This is a genomic window from Mucilaginibacter straminoryzae, from assembly GCF_022953055.1.
In the GTDB taxonomy this organism is placed as follows: domain Bacteria; phylum Bacteroidota; class Bacteroidia; order Sphingobacteriales; family Sphingobacteriaceae; genus Mucilaginibacter; species Mucilaginibacter straminoryzae.
Window position 1 is genome coordinate 52,826 of record NZ_JALJEJ010000005.1, and the last position, 20,334, is coordinate 73,159.

At 44.4% G+C, this 20,334-nt stretch carries 20 protein-coding genes; 13 read left to right on the forward strand and 7 right to left on the reverse strand.

Going from position 1 to position 20,334, the window contains the following annotated elements:
- Position 1: 1 nt before the first annotated feature.
- Positions 2–1,717 (reverse strand): ArnT family glycosyltransferase, encoded by a 1,716-nt coding sequence (locus tag MUY27_RS12120; protein WP_245130292.1) that lies wholly within the window; start codon positions 1,715–1,717, stop codon positions 2–4.
- Between the two features lie 135 nt (positions 1,718–1,852).
- Here MUY27_RS12120 and MUY27_RS12125 point away from each other — a divergent pair, with 135 nt between their 5' ends.
- Together MUY27_RS12125 and MUY27_RS12130 are read left to right on the forward strand one after the other, a co-directional pair.
- The gene (locus tag MUY27_RS12125) at positions 1,853–2,137 is read left to right on the forward strand and encodes a hypothetical protein (RefSeq protein ID WP_245130293.1); all 285 of its coding nucleotides are present in this window, start codon (positions 1,853–1,855) and stop codon (positions 2,135–2,137) included.
- Between the two features lie 116 nt (positions 2,138–2,253).
- Positions 2,254–2,658 carry a hypothetical protein gene (locus MUY27_RS12130; RefSeq protein ID WP_245130294.1) on the forward strand — a complete coding sequence of 135 codons (405 nt, stop codon included), beginning with the start codon at positions 2,254–2,256 and terminating at the stop codon, positions 2,656–2,658.
- Position 2,659: 1 nt separating this feature from the next.
- Here the strand turns inward: MUY27_RS12130 and serS are convergent, their stop codons facing one another.
- Positions 2,660–3,931: a serine--tRNA ligase gene (serS, locus tag MUY27_RS12135; protein WP_245130295.1), complete on the reverse strand. Its 1,272-nt coding sequence runs from the start codon at positions 3,929–3,931 to the stop codon at positions 2,660–2,662.
- A 111-nt stretch (positions 3,932–4,042) separates the two neighbouring features.
- Between serS and rsmI the strand changes: the two genes are divergently transcribed.
- The gene (rsmI, locus tag MUY27_RS12140; RefSeq protein ID WP_245130296.1) at positions 4,043–4,726 is read left to right on the forward strand and encodes a 16S rRNA (cytidine(1402)-2'-O)-methyltransferase; all 684 of its coding nucleotides are present in this window, start codon (positions 4,043–4,045) and stop codon (positions 4,724–4,726) included.
- Complete coding sequence (locus MUY27_RS12145; RefSeq protein WP_245130297.1) at positions 4,726–5,478, forward strand: type I restriction enzyme HsdR N-terminal domain-containing protein; 753 nt, start codon at positions 4,726–4,728, stop codon at positions 5,476–5,478. Before rsmI ends, MUY27_RS12145 begins: the two co-directional genes overlap by 1 nt.
- A gap of 159 nt (positions 5,479–5,637) precedes the next feature.
- Here MUY27_RS12145 and MUY27_RS12150 read toward each other — a convergent pair whose 3' ends face one another.
- Together MUY27_RS12150 and MUY27_RS12155 are read right to left on the reverse strand one after the other, a co-directional pair.
- The gene (locus MUY27_RS12150) at positions 5,638–6,660 is read right to left on the reverse strand and encodes a fatty acid desaturase (protein ID WP_245130298.1); all 1,023 of its coding nucleotides are present in this window, start codon (positions 6,658–6,660) and stop codon (positions 5,638–5,640) included.
- Between the two features lie 148 nt (positions 6,661–6,808).
- Positions 6,809–7,285, reverse strand: a complete 477-nt coding sequence (locus MUY27_RS12155) for a DUF4268 domain-containing protein (protein ID WP_338042673.1) — start codon at positions 7,283–7,285, stop codon at positions 6,809–6,811.
- Between the two features lie 149 nt (positions 7,286–7,434).
- Here MUY27_RS12155 and MUY27_RS12160 point away from each other — a divergent pair, with 149 nt between their 5' ends.
- The 8 genes from MUY27_RS12160 (at position 7,435) to MUY27_RS12195 (ending at position 15,670) form a co-directional block, all read left to right on the forward strand.
- Positions 7,435–8,550 carry a Gfo/Idh/MocA family protein gene (locus tag MUY27_RS12160; protein WP_245130299.1) on the forward strand — a complete coding sequence of 372 codons (1,116 nt, stop codon included), beginning with the start codon at positions 7,435–7,437 and terminating at the stop codon, positions 8,548–8,550.
- Positions 8,551–8,624: 74 nt separating this feature from the next.
- On the forward strand, positions 8,625–9,314 hold the full coding sequence (locus MUY27_RS12165) for an HAD family hydrolase (RefSeq protein ID WP_245130300.1): 690 nt from the start codon (positions 8,625–8,627) through the stop codon (positions 9,312–9,314).
- A gap of 91 nt (positions 9,315–9,405) precedes the next feature.
- Positions 9,406–10,620 (forward strand): GAF domain-containing sensor histidine kinase, encoded by a 1,215-nt coding sequence (locus MUY27_RS12170; protein ID WP_245130301.1) that lies wholly within the window; start codon positions 9,406–9,408, stop codon positions 10,618–10,620.
- 192 nt (positions 10,621–10,812) lie between these two features.
- The gene (locus MUY27_RS12175; RefSeq protein WP_245130302.1) at positions 10,813–12,906 is read left to right on the forward strand and encodes an LruC domain-containing protein; all 2,094 of its coding nucleotides are present in this window, start codon (positions 10,813–10,815) and stop codon (positions 12,904–12,906) included.
- Between the two features lie 127 nt (positions 12,907–13,033).
- On the forward strand, positions 13,034–13,675 hold the full coding sequence (locus MUY27_RS12180; protein ID WP_245130303.1) for a DUF47 domain-containing protein: 642 nt from the start codon (positions 13,034–13,036) through the stop codon (positions 13,673–13,675).
- A gap of 249 nt (positions 13,676–13,924) precedes the next feature.
- Positions 13,925–14,572, forward strand: a complete 648-nt coding sequence (locus MUY27_RS12185; RefSeq protein WP_245130304.1) for a response regulator — start codon at positions 13,925–13,927, stop codon at positions 14,570–14,572.
- Between the two features lie 335 nt (positions 14,573–14,907).
- Entirely contained in the window at positions 14,908–15,288 is a 381-nt protein-coding gene (locus MUY27_RS12190) for a response regulator transcription factor (protein ID WP_245130305.1), read from the forward strand.
- Between the two features lie 19 nt (positions 15,289–15,307).
- Positions 15,308–15,670, forward strand: a complete 363-nt coding sequence (locus tag MUY27_RS12195) for a single-stranded DNA-binding protein (RefSeq protein ID WP_245130306.1) — start codon at positions 15,308–15,310, stop codon at positions 15,668–15,670.
- A gap of 24 nt (positions 15,671–15,694) precedes the next feature.
- Here MUY27_RS12195 and MUY27_RS12200 read toward each other — a convergent pair whose 3' ends face one another.
- Positions 15,695–17,401 (reverse strand): M56 family metallopeptidase, encoded by a 1,707-nt coding sequence (locus MUY27_RS12200; RefSeq protein ID WP_245130307.1) that lies wholly within the window; start codon positions 17,399–17,401, stop codon positions 15,695–15,697.
- Between the two features lie 8 nt (positions 17,402–17,409).
- Entirely contained in the window at positions 17,410–17,781 is a 372-nt protein-coding gene (locus MUY27_RS12205) for a BlaI/MecI/CopY family transcriptional regulator (RefSeq protein WP_245130308.1), read from the reverse strand.
- A gap of 134 nt (positions 17,782–17,915) precedes the next feature.
- Between MUY27_RS12205 and MUY27_RS12210 the strand changes: the two genes are divergently transcribed.
- Positions 17,916–19,361 carry an MBL fold metallo-hydrolase RNA specificity domain-containing protein gene (locus MUY27_RS12210; RefSeq protein WP_245130309.1) on the forward strand — a complete coding sequence of 482 codons (1,446 nt, stop codon included), beginning with the start codon at positions 17,916–17,918 and terminating at the stop codon, positions 19,359–19,361.
- 58 nt (positions 19,362–19,419) lie between these two features.
- On the opposite strand, the gene MUY27_RS12215 is transcribed toward MUY27_RS12210, so the two are convergent.
- Entirely contained in the window at positions 19,420–20,325 is a 906-nt protein-coding gene (locus tag MUY27_RS12215) for a UbiA family prenyltransferase (RefSeq protein ID WP_245130310.1), read from the reverse strand.
- Between the last annotated feature and the right edge of the window lie 9 nt (positions 20,326–20,334).

The window sequence follows — 20,334 nt, forward strand, 5'->3', positions numbered from 1 at the left end:
ACTATTTCGCCGCCGAAGCCGTAGCTGCTTCTGGTGAAACTTTAACCAGCCACTGCTTTTCCAGCGTTTGTTCGCGGGTGGCAGGGTTCAAAAATTTAGGTGTAAGGCGGGTAATGCCATAGTTAATAGCGCTATAAGCAGTATCCGCCTTTATTGTGCCCTTATCAAAAACTTTCTTGGTATCGTCGCTCATGAACAGCCATACCGTTTTTTTTGAGGCGATTCTGCTCTGAATGCTGTCTGCACTGATTTCTGTTGCTAAATGCCGGGCATGGAAGTTAAAAGATGAGCTATGGAAACCATAGTTATAAATGGCATCAACAGGGATGTGTTTATCCTTAACTGTTTTTGCCATGGTAATGCCGGCCTGATAGTTATTTAATAACTGCATATACACATTGCCGTTCAGCAGTACGTTGGTGAGTGATGCCGTTAGTGCAGATACCACCACGATTTTTTGTAGTACCGCATTTTTAGTCAAAATAGCATAAATGAGTACGCCCAGCACAACGAGCGCCAGGATAGCCATCACAACTGATTTTACCGGGAAGCACCACAGATTAAGCAACACCAGCAGAAACAGGATAACGCCCGCCACAAAGTACTGTATGTATAAGCTGATCTTTAACGCCTTTTCATCATGTTCTTCGGCTTTGTTGATGATATGCCCTGCGGTTAATACCGCAAAAATGGGGAACAGCACGTTCAAGTAGTGCGGCAGTTGATAACCGGATGACGAGATGATGGCGAAAATGATAATGATGGTACCAACGGTTAACATCTCGGCTTTTTTAACATAGGCAAAGCGCGTGCGGAACAGAAACGCAATGCGATCAAAAAAGGCATAATAGGTTAATAGACACCATGGCAGGAAGGCCCACAACGCGGTGTGGAAAAAGAAGAAATAGTCTTTATGGCCTTTACCCCAGTGCTTGCCCTCCAGCCTTTCGAAATTCTGGTTCCAAAGGATAAATTTCACCCCGGATACATTACGCATACCCCGAACTACTTTTTCGGGATGTAAGTCGTATTGCAGGTAATAGCAATACACACAAGGCGAGATAAATACAGCCCATAGGATGAGTACGATGATCCATCGCCAGTCGAACATGCGTTTCCAGTTGCGCTGGTACAGCAGCAGGAAGAACAGCGAGACACAGGGCATTACAAAACCGATCATGCCCTTAGTAGTAAAGCCAATCGCCAAGCCTAAAGCTGCGAATACATAGTTATACCATTTCTGAAAGTAAGCGGCTTCAACCAATTGCCAGGTGGCAATGATAATTCCAGACATCAGCAGGGCATCCATCCGAACGTCGTTATTCGCCAGGAATTCTGCTTGTGCGCTTGCTACTACCAAGGCAGCCAATAAGCCAGTCTGCTGGTTATACAATAGCTTTGCTAAACGGTAGGTAGCGTAAATGGCTACCAATGTCATCAGGAACGAAGGTATCTTATAGGCAATGTCATTAACGCCGAAAATATTAAAAGATAGGGCGGCCAGCCAGAAGTGCAGGTGGGGTTTATCAAGGTAGTCTTTCCCCAGATCATCTACCAGGTTCACGTAATCGTGGTGCTGCACCATGTGTAAGGCAATGTTGGCATGGTGCGAAGCATCTTCGTCCATTAAAGGAACCAGCAAGCCAAGGATATAAGCGATAAGGAGCGATACAAAAAGCCAGAAGTAAGTGGTACCGCTAATCTTGTTCTGCGTCATGAGAAATTACGTGGTTAACAGCGGTTTTGGCCGCGCGTTTATCGCAAAATTAAGTATTTAATTGCGAAGCCCGGTCGGCAGCCGCAAACATTACCATTAAAGGGCCTGTTATATCAATGAAAAGTGAGAAGGATTATGAAAGCGATAAAGTATACAGCTTTAGGCGCCGTGCTTAGTTTCAGCATTGCAGCCTGTACCAACAATAACCGCGATAGTGCCACCCTGGGCGGTACGCGGGATACTTCAAACGTTACTGCCGGATCAAATGCTGGGGGCGTAAATGCCGCTGAAAGTGGCGATACCTCCAATAATGGCAATAAAAACAGGGGTAAAGACTCTACAAGTAATGGTAATGCTAACCCGACCGGCAGGTTAGAAAACGATACCATCAATCAGAACCGGAACCATAGGCCAAGGTAATTTGAACTCTTGCCGCCCTGCTTTGTTAATTAATGTATAATTAAGGGTTAATTTAAAGATAAGCACTTGACAAGCTGTTGATTATGCCTATCTTTATACTACCCTTAATTAATAGTATGATGCCCCGTATCAAAGCCAAAAATATTCTTTTGGTGGCACCAGGCGTTCCGGATATGCAGGTGTTGGATGCCTCCGAAAAAGTAAGACACGTTACTCGGACGTCCGAAGTGTTTCCGGCGATTTTTGAGCTGCTGCCTGATCTGATTATTCTCGATCATGATTTTTTAGGCGCAGACCTGGAACGTATTGTTCGCCGCATTCGCAGTAATAACTTCTACAACAAAATTAAGATCTGCTGTCATAAACAGAAGGAAGGGGTGAAAGAGGATGGCTTGCTGGCGGCAATCGGTGTCAACTACTTTCTGTACGAACAAGCAGAAAAGAAGAAAAGCGCCTTTGCACTTCCTAAAAGTGTAAGTACGCTTTTTAATTCTGCGGTATTGAACGTTGCCGTTCAGTAACTTAACTGATCATATCAAAGCCGGTATAAGGCACTAATACCTCAGGTATTTTAATACCATTCTCTGTCTGGTTATTCTCTAACAACGTAGCAACAATACGCGGCAGGGCCAGCGCGCTGCCATTTAACGTGTGTGCCAGTTGTGTTTTACCCTCTGCATTACGGAAACGCAGTTTCAGGCGGTTGCTCTGGAAGGTTTCGAAGTTAGATACAGAAGATACCTCTAACCAGCGCTGCTGTGCGGCGCTCCAGGTTTCCATATCATAGGTTAGGGCTGAAGCAAAACCCATATCACCACCGCAAAGACGAAGCACACGGTAAGGCAAGCCTAATTTCTGCAACAGGCCCTGTACGTGCTTGCTCATTTCTTCCAACGTTTCATATGATTTATCTGGATGAACTACCTGTACAATTTCCACCTTATCAAACTGGTGCAAACGGTTCAGGCCGCGCACGTGCGCACCGTATGAACCGGCCTCGCGGCGGAAACACGGCGTATAGCCGCAGTTCATCACGGGCAGTTCCTCCCCTTTCAGGATCACATCGCGGTAAAGGTTGGTAATCGGCACTTCTGCAGTCGGGATCAGGTAAAGGTTATCCAGGCCAACGTAATACATCTGCCCTTCTTTATCCGGTAACTGGCCTGTTCCGAACCCTGAAGCCTCGTTTACCAACAATGGTAATGCCCGTTCGTCATAGCCTGCCTTTTCTGCTTCAGCTAAAAAGAAGTTAATGAGCGCACGTTGCAGTTTAGCGCCTTTACCTTTATAGACAGGGAAACCCGCTCCGGTTATTTTAACGCCTAATTCAAAATCAATCAGGTTGTATTTGGCAGCCAGCTCCCAGTGCGGCAAAGCATTAGCAGGTAGCGCAGGTGTTTCGCCGTGCTCCAGCACTACTTCGTTATCTTCGGGCGTAAGGCCTTTTGGTACAGAGCTATGGGGCAGGTTAGGTAATAGTACCAGTTTTTGTTGAAGCTCCTGCTCTAATTGGCTTAATTGCTCGCCCAACTGTTTAATCTCTTCTTTCCATGCACCGGTTTTTGCTTTGATGCCTTCAGCTTCTTCTTTTTTGCCGTTGCGCATCAGCTCGCCAATCTGTTTTGCTGCGGAGTTGGCTTCGGCCGAAATATTGTCTAAACGGTTTTGGGTTTGCCGGCGCTGATCGTCCAGGCTGATTACCTTGTCTACCAATTCAGTCTGTTTGAAATTTTTTACAGCCAAACGCTCTAAAACCTGTTCACGGTTATCGCGGATATAACTAACTTGCAGCATTGAATTAAATTTTTGAACAGCAAAGATATAATTAGTTCATGGTTTATGGTTCATCGTTCATCGCCTTTTAGCGATAGGCGGTGTACCGCCGCGAACTATTATCTATGAACTATGGATAACCAAACAGGTAAACTATACCTTGTGCCTACTCCCATTGGCAACCTGGAGGACATGACGCACCGGGCTATACGAATTTTAAAGGAAGCCGATATTATCCTGGCAGAAGATACCCGCACTTCGGCCCCGATGCTCAAGCATTTTGGGATAGACAAGAAAGCCTACGCCCATCACCAGCATAACGAGCACCAGTCCAGCAGTGAAATTATCCGTTTTTTAAAAGAAGGTAAGCAGGTAGCGCTGATCTCTGATGCAGGTACACCGGCCATTTCTGACCCGGGGTTTTATCTGGTGCGCGAGGCCTTGAAGCACGAACTGCCGGTGGAGTGCCTTCCTGGCGCAACAGCATTTGTTCCCGCGCTGGTAAATTCAGGGTTCCCGACCGACCGTTTTTGTTTTGAAGGTTTTTTACCGTTGAAGAAAGGACGGCAGACGCGTTATAAACAACTTGCAGAAGAAGAGCGTACGCTGATCTTGTATGAGTCGCCGCACAGGTTGCTGAAAACGCTGGAAGAAATGGTAACTTATTTTGGTGAAGACAGGATGATCTCTGTTTCGCGCGAGCTCACCAAAATGTTCGAGGAAACCGTTAGAGGTACTGTTGCCGAGGTGAAGGCTTATTTTGAAACTCACCCTGTTAAGGGCGAGTTTGTGATCTGCGTAAAAGGGAAAGAGTAATGAAACAACAGAAGTTATTTAATGTACTCGAAGGCTTTGACTTTAATTTATTAGAACAGACAGGATTTAAGGAGGATTCTGTTCGCGAGGAGATTATTGTTCCAATAATTAAAGCATTGGGTTATAGCGCAAGTAAGCCTAACCAAATTATTAGGAGTAAATCGCTTTTACACCCTTACGTTTCAATAGGATCACAACGTAAAGAGATTTATATAATACCAGATTATTTATTTGAAGTAAGCGGCAAGGCGGCATGGATCTTGGATGCAAAAGCTCCAACAGAGGAAATAGTTAAATCCAAAAACGTTGAACAAGCCTATTCTTATGCAATTCATCACGAGGTTAGAACCAATTTTTTTGCTCTATGTAACGGTAAAGAGTTTGCCTTGTATGACATAGGCAAAATAGAGCCGATACTACATTTTCCAATGAAAGCTATTCCTGCGTATTGGGATGTACTGAAAAAATATTTAGCCCCTAACAACGTTCTTAATTCCCATAACTTAAAACTTGCCAAAGATCTAGGACTTCATTTAAAGCGACTCGGTTTTGATAAATTTGAGAATTTAATTTTTCCAGATGTTCCGATAAATTCTATCGGTCAACTTGATCCTAATATGTTTTCTCTGTCTACCGGAATTATACATGAGAATGATCGGTATGTTGTTACTTTCGATTTTGGATATGAAATATTTGATCAGTTAAAGGGAAAAATACCACAACGAGCAATTGACAGACTTGCAGTAAGATAATTAGGAAAGAGGCAACAAGTCACATTTGCAGATGCCTCTTTCTTGATAACAATTGACAGTCGTGTTGGTGATAAGCTTGAAGAAAATGAAGATGAAATTTTCCTACCTATGCAGGTAAACCGCATTATTAGGTAGAAAAATTCATATTTATTTATGTTTCTAAGCGCTTACTCTTTGTGCAATTTCGTTATTGGTTACCGGTATGGCCACCGGTTTCATCTCCGAAGCTTTTTTGCCCCTGTTAGAACGTGCAGTACGCGAATAAATAGAAAGTTCGCGGCTGAACAGGAATTCTAACAGCAGTTTGGTATATGAGGTATGGTAGCCCAGGTCGTCATAATGTTTACCCGCCAGCTTTTTAATTTCCGGCAATTTATTCCATGGCACCGAAGGGAAATCATGGTGTTCGTTATGGAAACCTACGTTCAGGTTAGGTACATTTAAGCGACCGTAATAGCTTTTGGTTTCCTGGTGATCACCGTGGGTAAGGAAGTGTTCCTGCACCCAGCGTGCGCCCAGCGGGTGTAAGCCTACCGAGAAGAATAAGCTCAGCGTAAGAAATACCAAAGCCTTAATGCCCAAGAAATAGAAAACCGCCACAGAAACACCGATCTGCACCACCAGGTTAACAATGGTCCAGGCATCCCAAAGCTGAATTTCTTTTAACCTTGCCGGGCGAATGGCCTGGAATATCGGGTAAAATAACAACCACACTGCTTTACCTAAAGTAGAGTTGTTGATCAGTTTGGCTTCCCAGCGGTAAGGCATATCGGCATCCAATTCTTCCACACCCTGGTAAGCGTGGTGCTTGATATGGTATTTGGTGAAAGAAACCGCTGTAGGCACTACCATAGGCAGGTTAGCAATAATACTGCTGATGGTATTTAGCGTGCGATTTTTAAAGATCAGGTTATGCGAACATTCGTGGATGCACACATGCAGGGTATGACAGGCAAACGCACCGATCAGGTAAGCCGCTGCAATACTCCATCCCCAGGCCTGGTCTTTAAGCACAAACGCCAGCGCAAACTGAATGCTAACGCAGAGCAGGATCACCAGGAAGGTATAAGGGTTCCGTCCGATCAGGTTCCGGATCTCCGGATGTTCGGTAATAATTTTTTTTGTTCGCAGTTTATGCGGTTCACACTCGTCAGACCAGTTGAAACTCGTTCTTTTTGCCATCTTCATTAATTAGGAAACGGAAATTTAGGTAAATAACTTGTGTTGTAAGTTAAATTATTTAAATGAAAATATTAAATCTATCTCAATTTATTTCTGTTGCCACGAGGCAAATAGCTAACGAATCTGAGAGTAAATTGGCCTCAAAAGGCTATTTTAAAGCTTCAAAGCTGTATTTGGCATCGCTCCAGAATTCATCCAGCGCGATGATCCTTGGTTTAAAGAAAGAGATAATCTGCGGCCAATCTTCGCGTTTAAATACGCTTACGCCTTCCATAACGGTACCGATGCGGCTGATGGTTTTGCCATATTCGTCGCGGGTGTGCAACTGCCAGTCCCATTCTTCGCCCAAATAGCTATGCAAAACATTGCGGAGTTCTTTAAACTGTTCGAAGAATAATTCCTGAATACCGGCATCAGGGTGGGTAAGCTCGATGCCGATACTTGCCGTCCTTTTATCGGCCTGCATGCGGAAGTAAACATTTTTCAGTCCGGTTTTATAATTCACCCAGTTCACTTTCAACCCCTCTGCAGATGTTACAGGCGACAGGTACTGCCCGAAGGCGGTCCAGAATGCCTGTTTGATATTTGATGCCTCTTCCCTGGTATACATGCGTTGAACTTTCAAACATAACGAGTTTACGCCTAATGTTCATCGCCAATTTAAGCCCGGTTATTGATAATTTAAGAATAGCTAAACCATAACCGGTTTTTTATCTTTATAAGATAACAGCTGTACCCTAAGCAGCATCTGTAAACCGATAAAATCAGTACGTTATGAATTCATCCAAGAAATTTTCACGCAGGGCTTTTATCCGTACGGGTGCCTTGGGTGTCGGTGCACTTAGTTTAGGATCAACCCTGTCTGCGTTGGCGGCATGTTCAGCACAGCCACAAAAAAAATTAGGAATAGCATTGGTTGGTTTAGGCGGATACGCAGGCGGGCAGTTGGCGCCAGCCTTACAGCAAGCACAATATTGCTACCTGGCCGGTATTGTTACAGGTACGCCTTCAAAGGCGGTGGAGTGGAGCAAGAAATACAACATTTCGCAGAAAAACATCTATAACTACCAGAATTTCGACGAAATAAAAAATAACCCGGATATAGATATTGTGTACGTGGTGCTGCCTGTTGCGCTGCACAAGGAATTTACTATTCGTGCTGCACAGGCAGGTAAACACGTGATCTGCGAGAAGCCAATGGCGCTCAATGCGCGTGACTGCGAGGAAATGATTGCCGCGTGTAAAAAAGCAAACCGGATGCTTTCTATCGGTTACCGGCTCCATTTCGAACCACATAATATGGAAGTGATGCGGCTTGGTCAGCAGAAGGTGCTGGGGAAAATTACGTCTATGGATAATGGCAACGGTTTCAAATACGGCGGTGACCCCAACGCCTGGCGTTTGAAAAAAGCACTTGCCGGTGGTGGTGGATTGATGGATATGGGTATTTATGCGATCCAGGGTGCCAGGTATACTACTGGGATGGAGCCACTAAAAGTAAGGGCAAGGCAGGAGAAAACTAACCCGGAGCTATTTAAGGAAGTAGACGAAACCGTATTTTGGGAACTGCAATTCCCGGGCGGGTTAGTTACCACGGGTAAATCAAGCTATAACAACAACTGGGGGTATTTAAGGGCCAAAGCAGAACGTGGCAGTTTTGAACTAGAACCGGCTTATGGTTACGGCGGCATTGCCGGAAAGCGCAGCGACGGCCCTTTACTGTTTCCTCAGATTAATCAGCAGCAGGCGCAGATGGATGATTTTGCGCAATGTGTGATGAACAATAAACCAACCCGTGTTCCGGGTGAGGAGGGTTTGAAGGATATGCGGGTGATTGATGCCATTTACCGTAGCCTGGATAACAGCGGCAATTGGGAAACTATCGGCTGATCCGTCAATGTTGCTATGATTATTTGATTATAAAGCACTTACTTTGCAGGTAGATCAAATAAGCTTAGCACCTTATGCACCAGATAAAAGTAGTGGCTTTTGACGCAGATGATACCCTTTGGGTAAACGAGTCGTATTTCCGGGATACAGAAAAAGCTTTTTGCGAACTGCTTCAGGAATATCTGTCGCTTCATAGCCTCGAAAAAGAACTCCTGAAAACCGAGATAGAAAACCTGACGCTGTATGGTTACGGCGTGAAGGGCTTTGTACTTTCTATGATTGAAACCGCGCTGAAAGTATCAGACGGTACCTGCGGTACAGAGGTGATTGAAAAGATATTGCAGCTGGGCAAAAATTTACTAAATGAACCTATTCAATTGCTGCCCGAAGTAGAAGCGGTACTTCAGCAGTTGTACGGAAAATACCGGCTCGTGGTAGCTACCAAGGGTGATCTGCTCGACCAGGAGCGGAAGCTGCGCAAATCAGAGCTGACCAATTATTTCCACCATATCGAGATTATGTCTGAAAAGGACGATGCCAACTATCTGAAACTGGTAAAGCACCTGGATATCCGGCCGGAAGAGCTGGTAATGATCGGTAATTCTTTAAAATCTGACGTGATCCCGGTGCTGAATATCGGCGGGCATGCCATCCATGTACCTTACCATATCACCTGGATACACGAACAGATTGAGCACACCATTGAGAACGAACGTTTTAAAACCGTTACTCAATTACATGAAGTATTAAGCTGCCTAACTTAACTTTGACATTAAATATAGCGTGGAAAAGGAAAAAAATCCTTAAATCTGCCGCGTAAAACCAATAATAAGCCAAGCTAATATTTGCCCCTTTATGAATAATGTTCCGCCAATCCCAGCTGACGAGTTTGATCGTATCAGTGCGCTTTCTAACCTCGATCTGGATTACAGTAATTTAAATGATAGTCTGAAAGACCTTACCCGCCTTGCCGCAAAGGTGGCCGGTACTGATATTTCGCTCATCAACCTAATTGATTCTTTTACCCAATGGTCTGTTGCAAACTATGGGCTCGAGATTGAACAACTACCTCGCGAAGATTCCATTTGCCAGTATACTATAGTTTCAGATGAAAAATTCGAGGTGAAGAACCTCTCGCTTGACGACCGCTTTAAAGACAAATTATATGTAACAGGTGATCCGAATGTTCGTTACTATTATGGTGTTCCGCTTCGGGCAGATGGCTACCATATCGGTGCGCTTTGTGTTTTAGATCCTAAAGAGGATAAGGCGCTTTCGCCCGAGAAAGAAGAGCTGCTGAGGATCATTGCCGGCGAGATCGTCACCCGGTTAAAAATCCTGCACCTGGTAGAGTCCTTACAGGATAAAGTTAAAACGGCGTCAGAAACGCAACGCCGCCTGGCGCATGATATCCGCGGGCCTTTAGGCGGTATTATCGGCCTGGCTAATGTGATCGCAGAACAGGGTGATGAAAACCAGATGGAAGAGGTGCTGGAATTTGTTACGCTGATCTATAAAAGCGGTAAATCTATCCTGGAATTGGCCGATGAGATATTAGGTAACGACCAATTGCTGAAAAAGGCGGATAAACTGAACAGCAACCAGTTTAACCTGGCGGTTTTAAAGGAGAAGTTGCTGAAGCTTTACGGGCCGCAAGCCAAAAGCAAGCATGTAAAGTTCGAAGTGGTATCCAGCCCGGATAATGAAAAGGTGCCTTTTTCTAAAAATAAACTGCTTCAGATTGTCGGTAACCTGGTTTCTAATGCCATAAAGTTCACACCGGCAGATGGACTGGTATCTGTTAAGCTCTCGTTGAACGTTGGTACTAAAGGCAACACCTTGCAGATAGTAGTGAGTGATACAGGCGTGGGTATGACCGAAGATAAAATACAGATGATATTGACTGGCAAGGGCGAATCTACTACCGGTACCGGCGGCGAACAGGGTTATGGCTTTGGGTTGGCACTGGTAAAGCATCTTATGGACAGCCTTAAAGGAAAACTCTCTATTACTTCTGAACCGGAAAAGGGAACCAGTTTTACGCTGGAGCTTCCACAGTTCGAATCCTGACGTTCCTCCGTTGGGGAAAACATTCCCATAGTTTGCGGCGTGAAAACCCCAACTATCGGGATAAATAATGTCTTTTTAGTTAATAAAACTACACTGAGGCCCGTTTTAGGGCCTTTTTGCTTTTAGGCACATTGCTGGAACTTTATTTGCCTATACCCCGTAGAAGTATTCATTTTATTGATAGTTAATTTTATGAACAGGTTTTTTACTTTTTTTCTTATCACTGGGGTTTCTGCCCTGGTTGCCTGTAAAAAAGACAACAACAGCAGCAGCGGAACTACGCCGCAGACCAGTGTAAACAAAGTTGCGCCAGACGGCTTCAACTTCGCTACAACTAAAAGCGTAACCCTTAACCTTACCCTGCGCGCCAATAATGATGCTGCGCTTTCAGGCGTAGTAGTTAGTGTTTACCTTCCCGGCAATACCAACCCGGATGCTTCAGTTTTTAAAGGTGTAACAGATAAATCCGGTAATCTTACCGGCACTTTCACTGTTCCTGCTTATTATGATAAGGTGGTGATCAACCCGGCCTATATCGGTTTAATGCAAAATGCTACCGCCGCAATCAACGGCAACAAAGTAACTGCGACAATCGGCGGTAAAGATGGCTATAGCGGTGATATCATTGCCGATGCCATCAATAACAACCCGACAGCTAATACCAACAAGGTTTCTATCAACGGTGTATACACAACAGAGTTTGTTTATCCTTCGGGCTATAGCTCAAGTAATGCATTCGTAAGCCCCACCAACCTGGGCAGACCGGCGTACCTGGAAACAACGCCAGATGTAATTGACGCTTCGTTACTATCTTATGTGAATGCTTCATTGCCAGAAGGTAACCCGGTACCGAATGCGCACCCTGAATATTTAAGCAATACCGCTGTTCGTACCATCAACGTTACTGCTAAAGCAGACGTTTGGATCACCTTTGTATCTGAAGGCGCAGGTTACCAGAACACGCTGGCTTACTATACCTATAAAACAGGCACCCCTCCAACCACTGCTGGCGGCGGTACCTGGGCAAATGGTATTGATAAAATTACTTACATATTCCCCAACGCTTCTGCATCTGGTTCTGGTGGCGGACTGAAATCTGGTGATAAAGTAAAACTGGGTACTTTTGATGCCGGTACTTCTATCGGTTTTGTGCTGATCCAAAATGCATGGACCGGAAGCGGTGTTAACGCGGGCGCTACCAAATTCTATACCCAGGATGAGTTTAACCCCGAAAATACCGCAGCTTTACGCAAACATACCGTTATGTTGTATGACAATGTGCATAAGCTTTACCTGATGGGTTTTGAAGATCAGAACAGACAGACAGGTTCTGATAATGATTTCAACGACCTGGTATTCTATGCTACATCAAACCCTATCACGGCTATTTCTAATAACAATGTGGCTGTAGTAGATAACGGCGGCGACAGCGACGGTGATGGTGTCCTGGATCAACTGGATGCTTTTCCGAATGACGCGACAAAAGCTTATATCAGCTATTATCCGTCTGCAAGTACTTATGCCACCCTTGCCTTTGAAGATAACTGGCCTAAGAAAGGCGATTATGACCTGAACGACTTATTGCTGAATTACCGCTACACTTTTACAAAGAATGCACAAAACCAGGTAGTAGAAATGCAGGGCGACTTTAAAGTTGGCGCTTCGGGTGCATCTTTCCACAATGGTTTCGGTGTACAATTACCGGTTGCAGCAGCAGCAGTTGCATCGGTAACAGGGCAGCAATTAACCAAAAGCTATATCACACTGGCCGGTAACGGGGTAGAAGCCAACCAAATGAATGCGGTTATCGTTCCGTTTGACGATCATGAAAACCTGCTGAAAAACCCTGACGGATCGTTCTTTATCAACACCATTATTGGTAAAGCTAAAGTAACCGGCAGTACAGCTACCGTGGTAGTGAAATTTGCTACTGCACAAAGTTCGCTGGATGTGGCTCAGTTCAATCCGTTCCTGATCAGCAATATGCGCAGGGGTTATGAAATACACCTGCCCGGCAAAGTGCCTACCAGCCTGGCTAACAAACAACTGTTCGGCACCGACGACGATAACTCAAATGTGAGTAACAACCGCTATTACCAAACAAGCGATAATATGCCATGGGCAATCAGTTTCAATGAGCAGTTCAACTATCCTGCAGAAACTAAAAGCATCACAGATACCTACCCTCACTTTGTTGACTGGGCTAAATCTGGCGGTATATCCTATACAGACTGGTATAGCAACACTGCTGCAGGCTACCGCCTTACAGGTAATATTTTCCAATAAAAATTACTATCCGATACATACTCCAGCAAAGCCGCCCGTAAGAGCGGCTTTTGCTTTTACTAACAATTGCTTAATATTTGTTTAAACCTTTCTTAACTTTCGCAGCTTTATCTTTACACTACCAAACATGAAAAATTCGCTTTTCGGCATTATGCCTGGCAACAATGCGGTTTTTTACCGGCTTTTTGACCAGGGAGCAGATACTACTTATGAAATGGCATCATTGCTGTACCAGGTAGTAAAGTCTGACGCAGTGGCTTCAGAAACCATCAACATCAATAACATCAGCCGTTTAAAGGAAAAAAGCAGCAGCATAAAAAATCAGATCTATGCTATCGCCGGTAAAGCGCTGATTTCGCCCTTCGGCCGTGATGATATGTACGGTTTTATCACCTCGCTGGATAGCGTTGCTGATTATATTGATGTTTCTGCCAGAAGGCTGAATATGTACCGGGTTGAGATAAAGGAGCCCATCCGCGAGCTTTCCGGTATCATCATGGATATGTGCAGCACCATCTCTGAATGTGTGAAGCATTTGCATAGCTTAACCAATCTTGAAGCCATTAACGAGTGCTGTATTAAAATAAAGCACCTTGAACATAAGGCAGATGCCGTGTACCGCAAAGCAATGGCTACCCTGGTTGAAGAAGAACAAGACCCCCTTGAAATTATCAAATACAGCGATATTTACAGTGTACTTGAAAAGGTTACCGACAAAGGCGAACGGGTAGCAGAAGCGGTGGAAAGCATTGTAGTGAAGAACGCCTAAAAGTTGCTTGTTTTAACCTGCCGTAGTTCATAGATACTTTTTTTCCTGTAATACCTGTTTAGTCGCAGGTAAATAAATTTCCGTGTTTATTGCAAACAGAAATGCGCTAGTTATTATTTGTGAATAATAACAAACTGATCTTCTTATGCGTAAAAACTACATGGATGTTAATCTTTCATCCGTTTATATAGTCCTACTGTCAACAATTCAATCTGATCCCCGGTTAAAAATTATTTAAACTACGTAACTATGATCAAGATTATTCTGGCAGAAGACCATAATATCGTCCGTAATGGCATCAAGTCTTTGTTAGAGAAAGATTCCCAGTTTTCAATTATTGGCGAAGCCGTAAATGGACAGGATGTTTTGGATATGCTGGATAGCGGGCACAACCCGGATGTGATCCTGGCAGATATGAACATGCCGGTTGTAGGTGGCCTTGAACTGATCAACCGCTTAAACGAAGTGGGGCACCCGGCAAAGATTGTGGTGCTGACCATGCTGGATCATGAGAAATATATTATCCAGGCATTTAAAGCAGGAGCAAAAGGGTTTTTACTTAAAAATGTAGGCTCGCTCGAAATGATCTTTGCTATAAAGCAGGTCGCAGATAACAATCAATACTTGTGTTCAGAGCTGTCCCTCCGGATGTTGAATAAACTGATGCATGCGCCGGAACCGAGTCTGGAAAACCTGTCTGATGTGGATCTCTCTAAACGTGAAATGGAGGTGTTAAACCTGATAGCAGACGGTTTCACCAACCAGGAAATTGCCGATAAGTTGTTCACCAGTAAAAGAACGGTAGAAGGGCATAGGCAAAGCCTTTTAGATAAAACCAACACACGTAATACCGCGGCCCTCGTCAGGTTCGCATTGGTTAATAGTATTATTAATTAATATAAAACATTCCGGTAAATTTAAAAAATAGGCCCTTCGGGGCTTATTTTTTAATTATTAATAAAACACGTATTTAACGTACTGTTTTTCCGCGTATTTGTACCTGCCTTGTAAGATTTAAGCTTTCTATTTTCGTTTTATCATCTGTTGTATGTGAAACAAGGGGAATAGCTGCCCGAAGGGCATTAAAATTACGATTTCCTGTTAAAATATTCCGGTTGCATAAACCTCGGCCGGATGCTAAAAACTTCGCTGCAACTTTTGAATTTGTAATTGCCTTATAAAGCGATTATAAACGTCAGCCTGGGTCTGTTCGGACTATAAAACGATCAACGATGAAGAAAGTGCTTGTGCTGGATAATGACGAGGCGATACTCGAGGCAATGCAGGATGCCCTTAATTATGAGGGCTATGATGTGCGCACTGTTACGGATTGTGACTGCATTTTTACCTTAATTAATGAGTATCAACCCGATATTCTGCTTATCGATTATATCCTTAATGGAATAAACGGTGGCGAATTGTGCCATCAGGTTAAAAACGAGGAGAAGACCGCTGCTTTACCCGTCATCCTGATGTCTGCTTACCCACGTATCATTGATTCTTTAGGTAATTACGGGTGTGATGCCTTTGTTGCCAAACCCTTTGATCTTTATGAGTTAACCGCCCGTATGGCCCAGTTGATCAGTACCACTCAACACCATCTCTACGCTTAAGATACATCTATCATTATATATGCTTTCAAATTCTGGAATTAATAAAGTTTTTTTAGTAGGCCATATTGGTAAAGAGCCCCGCCTGCATTCTTTTCAAAACGAACCACAAATGTTATGCTTTCCGTTGGTTACCCTTGAGTTTATCAGGAAGAACGGAGAGACTACCGAGCACCAGGAATGGCATTACATCAAGCTGCCTGCTGATGCTACAGAAGAGAAACAAGATTTAAAAAAGGGCCAGCTGGTTTATGTGCAGGGTAAAATACAAACCCGCAAGATTGTTGACGAGCAACAGGTTAAGCGGTACAAAACAGAAATACTTGCCCAGCAGATACAGGTGCTTAATAACCCGGTACAGCAAGCCGATTTTGCAGACCAATAATCAGCATGATATTTACCAGAGTGTTTACTGTGCGTTTGCAGCATTGAACCTCATTGGTTTTGTAGTGATTTCAATCACACCGTTCTGGGCATTTGCACCATAGGCAGAAACTGCCTGCTCGCCTTTCAGAATGTTTATCCGTTCTATCTGATCGGGTTTAAAGTGTTTGAGTGCTGAAATATCTGAAGCTACGCCGTCAACAATATATAGCGGCTGCTTTTTCGATAAATCATTGCCCGGTGTCCGTGGCCCCGCCGGTAACCGGTAGATAAGTACGTTTCCAGACGACTTAGTGGTATCTGTACGTGTAAATGTTGCCTGGCCGGAAGCGTTAGAAGAGATACTAATAACTTTAATACGTCCGCTTGTATCCCCCGTAGCGTGGGTGGTCATGAGCATGTTTTCCGAAGGTAGCTTGAAACGCATGGGTACCACCATTTGCATTCTTGCAGTATAGCCATCCTGTTCGCCCGGTTCCCACTTAGGGCTTAGGGAAAGTACACGGGTGGCTTCGCGTATGGCTTCGGGGCTGCCGCGTAACCCCTCGATTTCAGAGAGCGTGCCATCTTTTTCGACCATAAATTTCATAATTATGGGTTTGCCGTCAGATACTTGTAGTGTCTGTTTTATATTACGGCCAATAAATGCAGCAAAGGCTTTTACTCCGCCCGGATATTCCGGCTGGTGAGTTACCGGGTTGAAAGCTGCCGAAGTATCTGCTTGCGTTATGGCAACCGTATAGTGCGCCGGGGAAAGCGCAGGCCTGCGTGCGGCAGGTTGCGCGGTAGTTGTATTTTTTGCAATACCTGCATCCAACTTGAGCGGGCTTTGCAACGCCTTTATGATAGAAGGGTTTGCCGGGATCTGTAAGATCAGCCGGGCATTGCTGCTCATGGTTTGAATAGCCTGTTGGGTGTTGGTTGCTGCGGATGAAAGGATCAGCATCAGGGCAAATAATGGCGCAGATAATCCATATTTCAGCAAAGCCACCTTGTGCGACTTGTTCCTTTGCAGCATTTGAATGCGCTGCTTCAACAAACTATGGTTAAAGAAAGGATTAGAAAGCTGGTGCGGTGGTGTTTTAAAGGTTTCGCTTAATAACAGCAGTGCATATTCGTGTCGCGGAGTGCCGTTATTAATGGCATTCCTGTCAGCAATAAATTCGTGGATATGTTTAATGGTGCTACGGTACCAATAAACGGCCGGGTTAAACCAGTTGACGATCATGATGGCCTCTACCAAAATAATGTCTGCAGAGTGCCACTGGCGCGCATGTACCAGTTCATGTTCCAGGATAATGTTGCGGCCAATGATCTTATCACTCAACTTGATGGTGCCGAAAAAAGAATAAGCATCATCTGGTAGTTCGCTTTGCAGCCGTTTTCTTAAAATCAGCAATTGAATAATAAAGCGCAGCGCCAGCAAGACCATTCCGACCAGGTATACTATCCCTAAAATACTGCCTACCGTAAAACGGTCGTCATCCTGCTGCTGCTGGTAGATCATCATCGGGTCAAGCTGGTAAATGGTATGGTTGATCTTCTGGGTGATAAACAGCTGCCGGGCCCAGTCTGCCTGTATCAGCGGCAGCAAAAAGGATAATATCGCTGTACTGACCAGGTACAGTCTGTTAAGATAAAAGAACGTTTCCCTACGGAGCAATAACTTGTAAAACCCGCAAAATAGCAGCAGGTAAATATTAGCCAGTATAAGGTATTGCCACCAGGTCATCGCTGCAATTATTTATCTTTTAGTTTTTCAATCAGCTTCATAATCTCATCGGCTTCTTTCATATCTATCTTTTCTTTTTTTACAAAGAAAGAGAACATGCTTTTTACCGAGTTGTCGAAATAGCCGTTCAGCAATTTATCTGTAGCAAAGTTCTGGTACTGCTCTTTACTGATTAGCGGGTAATATTCGTGGCTTTTACCGTGCGCCTCGTGCGCCACAAAGCCTTTGGTTTCCAGTATCCGGATAAACGTCGAAACTGTGTTGTAAGCTGGTTTAGGTTCAGGTAAGTGATCAATCACATCCTTTACAAAACCTTTTTTAATCTGCCATAACACCTGCATCAGTTGTTCCTCTGCGCGGGTCAGCTCTTTCATTTCCATAATTACGCTAATAGGCCCTTCTACGATAAGCGGGCTAATGATAATTAAAGTTACAACTAATATATTAGTTAGCAAGTTTTTTTGAAAAGAACATTTTAATGCTTTTTTAAGTTATCCTTACATAAATTAAACCTATGCATATTACTTTTCACGGTGCGGCGCGTAATGTTACCGGCAGTAAACACCTGCTTCAGTTGAATGATGGCACCAGCATACTTTTAGATTGCGGCATGTTTCAGGGCCTGTATAATGCAGATGACCTGAACGGACATTTCGGCTTCAACCCCAAAAAAGTTGATTATTTGATTCTTTCACATGCACATATCGACCATTGCGGGTTGATCCCAAGGCTGGTGAAAGAGGGTTTTGAAGGGCAGATATTTTGTACCCCGCCTACCATGAACCTGGCGCGGATCTTAATGGCAGATTCGGCCCGGATACAAATGTCTGACGCGGAGTACATGAACAGCCTAAAGAAAGACGGCCAGCCGCACGAAGAACCCCTTTATACCGAAGACGATGCCATGGCTGCCTTAAGCTTGTTTAAGGTAGTGGAGTACAATGAGGAATATGAAATCACCCCGCGTGTAAAACTTAAATTTACGGATGCAGGGCACCTAATAGGCAGCGCAGCGGTAAACCTTACCATTCTTGAGGATGGAAAGTATACTCGCGTAACCTTCAGCGGTGATGTGGGCAGGTATGGCGACATGATCCTGCGCAGCCCGCAGCCGTTTGATCAGGCAGATTATATCCTGATGGAATCTACCTATGGCGATTCATTACACAAAGAATTAAAACCCATTGAAAATGCCCTGCACGATATCATCCAGCACACCTGTAAGGTGCGGCATGGCAAAGTAATTATCCCTGCTTTTAGTGTAGGCCGTACGCAGGAGATTTTATATGCCTTAAATGCGCTTGAGCTGAAAGGTTGCCTGCCGGATGTACCGTATTATGTAGATAGCCCTTTGGCCAGCCAGGCTACGCAGGTGATTAAAGAACACCCCGAAGTTTACAACAGTTCGGTAAATGAAGTGCTGAAGGTAGATTCCGATCCGTTCAGCTTTAAAGGGCTAAGGTTTATCGAATCTACCCAGGAGTCCATCGCGCTAAATGATGATCCGCGGCCGGCGGTAATTATCTCTTCCTCCGGCATGGCCGAGGCGGGCCGGGTAAGGCACCATATCCGGAATAACATCGGCCAGGCGCGCAACACCATTTTGATGGTGGGTTATTGCGAACCATCGTCATTAGGCGGCAGATTATTGGCAGGCGACCGTTACATCAATATTTTTAACGAAGAATACGAGGTGGTTGCCGAGGTAAAATCCATCAAATCAATGAGTGCGCACGGCGATTACGAAGACTTGCTGAAATTTCTTTCCTGCCAGGACCCTGCACAGGTAAAAAAGCTATTCCTGGTCCACGGCGAGTTTGAAACGCAGAAACACTTTGCCAATATTTTACGGAAGCATGGGTTCAATCATATTGAAATCCCGTTCCAGCACCAGAAAGTGGAACTGACAGAACAGGTAGCAGAAGAAGCCGAGCAGGAAGAACAAGATGTAAAGGAATAATTGAGGCGGTAATTTTAGGCGCATGACTCCTTATCCATTTGAGAGGATTTAGCTGAAGTCAAAACAATAGCTTCAACTTAAAATAGGCTGCCACTGCGAGCAAAGCGAAATAACCCAACATACACCCCGCGCTAAGGAAATTCATGCGCATGGCATTTTTGTAATTGGCATTAGCGGTGTTTTGGTTTACCTGGTAAAACCAGTAGTTAAAGAACAAGAAGATCGGTAAGGCGAAACCAACAAATAAGTAGAATGGCAGCAAGCTGATATTTCGCCAATACAGAAATGTAAGAACGATACCACAGGCAAACAAGGCTCCCGAAAAAATAAAGGAGCCTTTATATCCCAGTACAATACTCAGCGTACGGTCGCCGCGGCGGCCATCTTCTGCATGTTGATAAACCTGCGTCAGTGGGTATGATGCCCCAATGAGGCATGAGCAGATCATCCCCGCGATAATAAAATGCATGTTCCAACCGTTAAACAGGTCTTGTCCGGCTAAGGCGGTGTACGTGGTCCAGTAAATAAAGCAACCCTGAAAGATGAACACCGTCAGGAAGCTGATCACAGGATATTTCTTTAGTCTGGTAACAGGATGGCTGTATAATTTCGACAGGATGCCGTATAGCAATACCGCACAGGCAAATTGCCACGATACGATGAAGCCTAAAACAAATGCTAAAGCTTCTATAAAAATGGAGAGATAATACAGGGTGATATCTACTTCGGGCGGATGCTCCATCAGGCCGATGCTCTCCTCGTCGCGGTCGAAATAACTATTGTACCCATTACTGGCCGGAAAAGCCAGGAAATGCCAGATGAAGAAGATCAGCCATGGATGGTTTAGCGGCCGTGCTGTTACCTGGCTAAAAGCAAACAGGTATACAGGTAGCAGAAAAACAGAAAACACTAACCGTAAATGTGCAAAAGCAGAACGGGTAGGCCATAATCGTCTAAAGGTCATTAAACTAAA

Excerpts from the sequence above, each read along its gene's own strand:
- MUY27_RS12120 (WP_245130292.1), bottom strand. The coding sequence starts at position 1,717 with ATGACGCAGAACAAGATTAGCGGTACCACTTACTTCTGGCTTTTTGTA.
- MUY27_RS12125 (WP_245130293.1), top strand. The coding sequence starts at position 1,853 with ATGAAAGCGATAAAGTATACAGCTTTAGGCGCCGTGCTTAGTTTCAGC.
- MUY27_RS12130 (WP_245130294.1), top strand. The coding sequence starts at position 2,254 with ATGATGCCCCGTATCAAAGCCAAAAATATTCTTTTGGTGGCACCAGGC.
- serS (WP_245130295.1), bottom strand. The coding sequence starts at position 3,931 with ATGCTGCAAGTTAGTTATATCCGCGATAACCGTGAACAGGTTTTAGAG.
- rsmI (WP_245130296.1), top strand. The coding sequence starts at position 4,043 with ATGGATAACCAAACAGGTAAACTATACCTTGTGCCTACTCCCATTGGC.
- MUY27_RS12145 (WP_245130297.1), top strand. The coding sequence starts at position 4,726 with ATGAAACAACAGAAGTTATTTAATGTACTCGAAGGCTTTGACTTTAAT.
- MUY27_RS12150 (WP_245130298.1), bottom strand. The coding sequence starts at position 6,660 with ATGGCAAAAAGAACGAGTTTCAACTGGTCTGACGAGTGTGAACCGCAT.
- MUY27_RS12160 (WP_245130299.1), top strand. The coding sequence starts at position 7,435 with ATGAATTCATCCAAGAAATTTTCACGCAGGGCTTTTATCCGTACGGGT.
- MUY27_RS12165 (WP_245130300.1), top strand. The coding sequence starts at position 8,625 with ATGCACCAGATAAAAGTAGTGGCTTTTGACGCAGATGATACCCTTTGG.
- MUY27_RS12170 (WP_245130301.1), top strand. The coding sequence starts at position 9,406 with ATGAATAATGTTCCGCCAATCCCAGCTGACGAGTTTGATCGTATCAGT.
- MUY27_RS12175 (WP_245130302.1), top strand. The coding sequence starts at position 10,813 with ATGAACAGGTTTTTTACTTTTTTTCTTATCACTGGGGTTTCTGCCCTG.
- MUY27_RS12180 (WP_245130303.1), top strand. The coding sequence starts at position 13,034 with ATGAAAAATTCGCTTTTCGGCATTATGCCTGGCAACAATGCGGTTTTT.
- MUY27_RS12185 (WP_245130304.1), top strand. The coding sequence starts at position 13,925 with ATGATCAAGATTATTCTGGCAGAAGACCATAATATCGTCCGTAATGGC.
- MUY27_RS12190 (WP_245130305.1), top strand. The coding sequence starts at position 14,908 with ATGAAGAAAGTGCTTGTGCTGGATAATGACGAGGCGATACTCGAGGCA.
- MUY27_RS12195 (WP_245130306.1), top strand. The coding sequence starts at position 15,308 with ATGCTTTCAAATTCTGGAATTAATAAAGTTTTTTTAGTAGGCCATATT.
- MUY27_RS12200 (WP_245130307.1), bottom strand. The coding sequence starts at position 17,401 with ATGACCTGGTGGCAATACCTTATACTGGCTAATATTTACCTGCTGCTA.
- MUY27_RS12205 (WP_245130308.1), bottom strand. The coding sequence starts at position 17,781 with ATGGAAATGAAAGAGCTGACCCGCGCAGAGGAACAACTGATGCAGGTG.
- MUY27_RS12210 (WP_245130309.1), top strand. The coding sequence starts at position 17,916 with ATGCATATTACTTTTCACGGTGCGGCGCGTAATGTTACCGGCAGTAAA.
- MUY27_RS12215 (WP_245130310.1), bottom strand. The coding sequence starts at position 20,325 with ATGACCTTTAGACGATTATGGCCTACCCGTTCTGCTTTTGCACATTTA.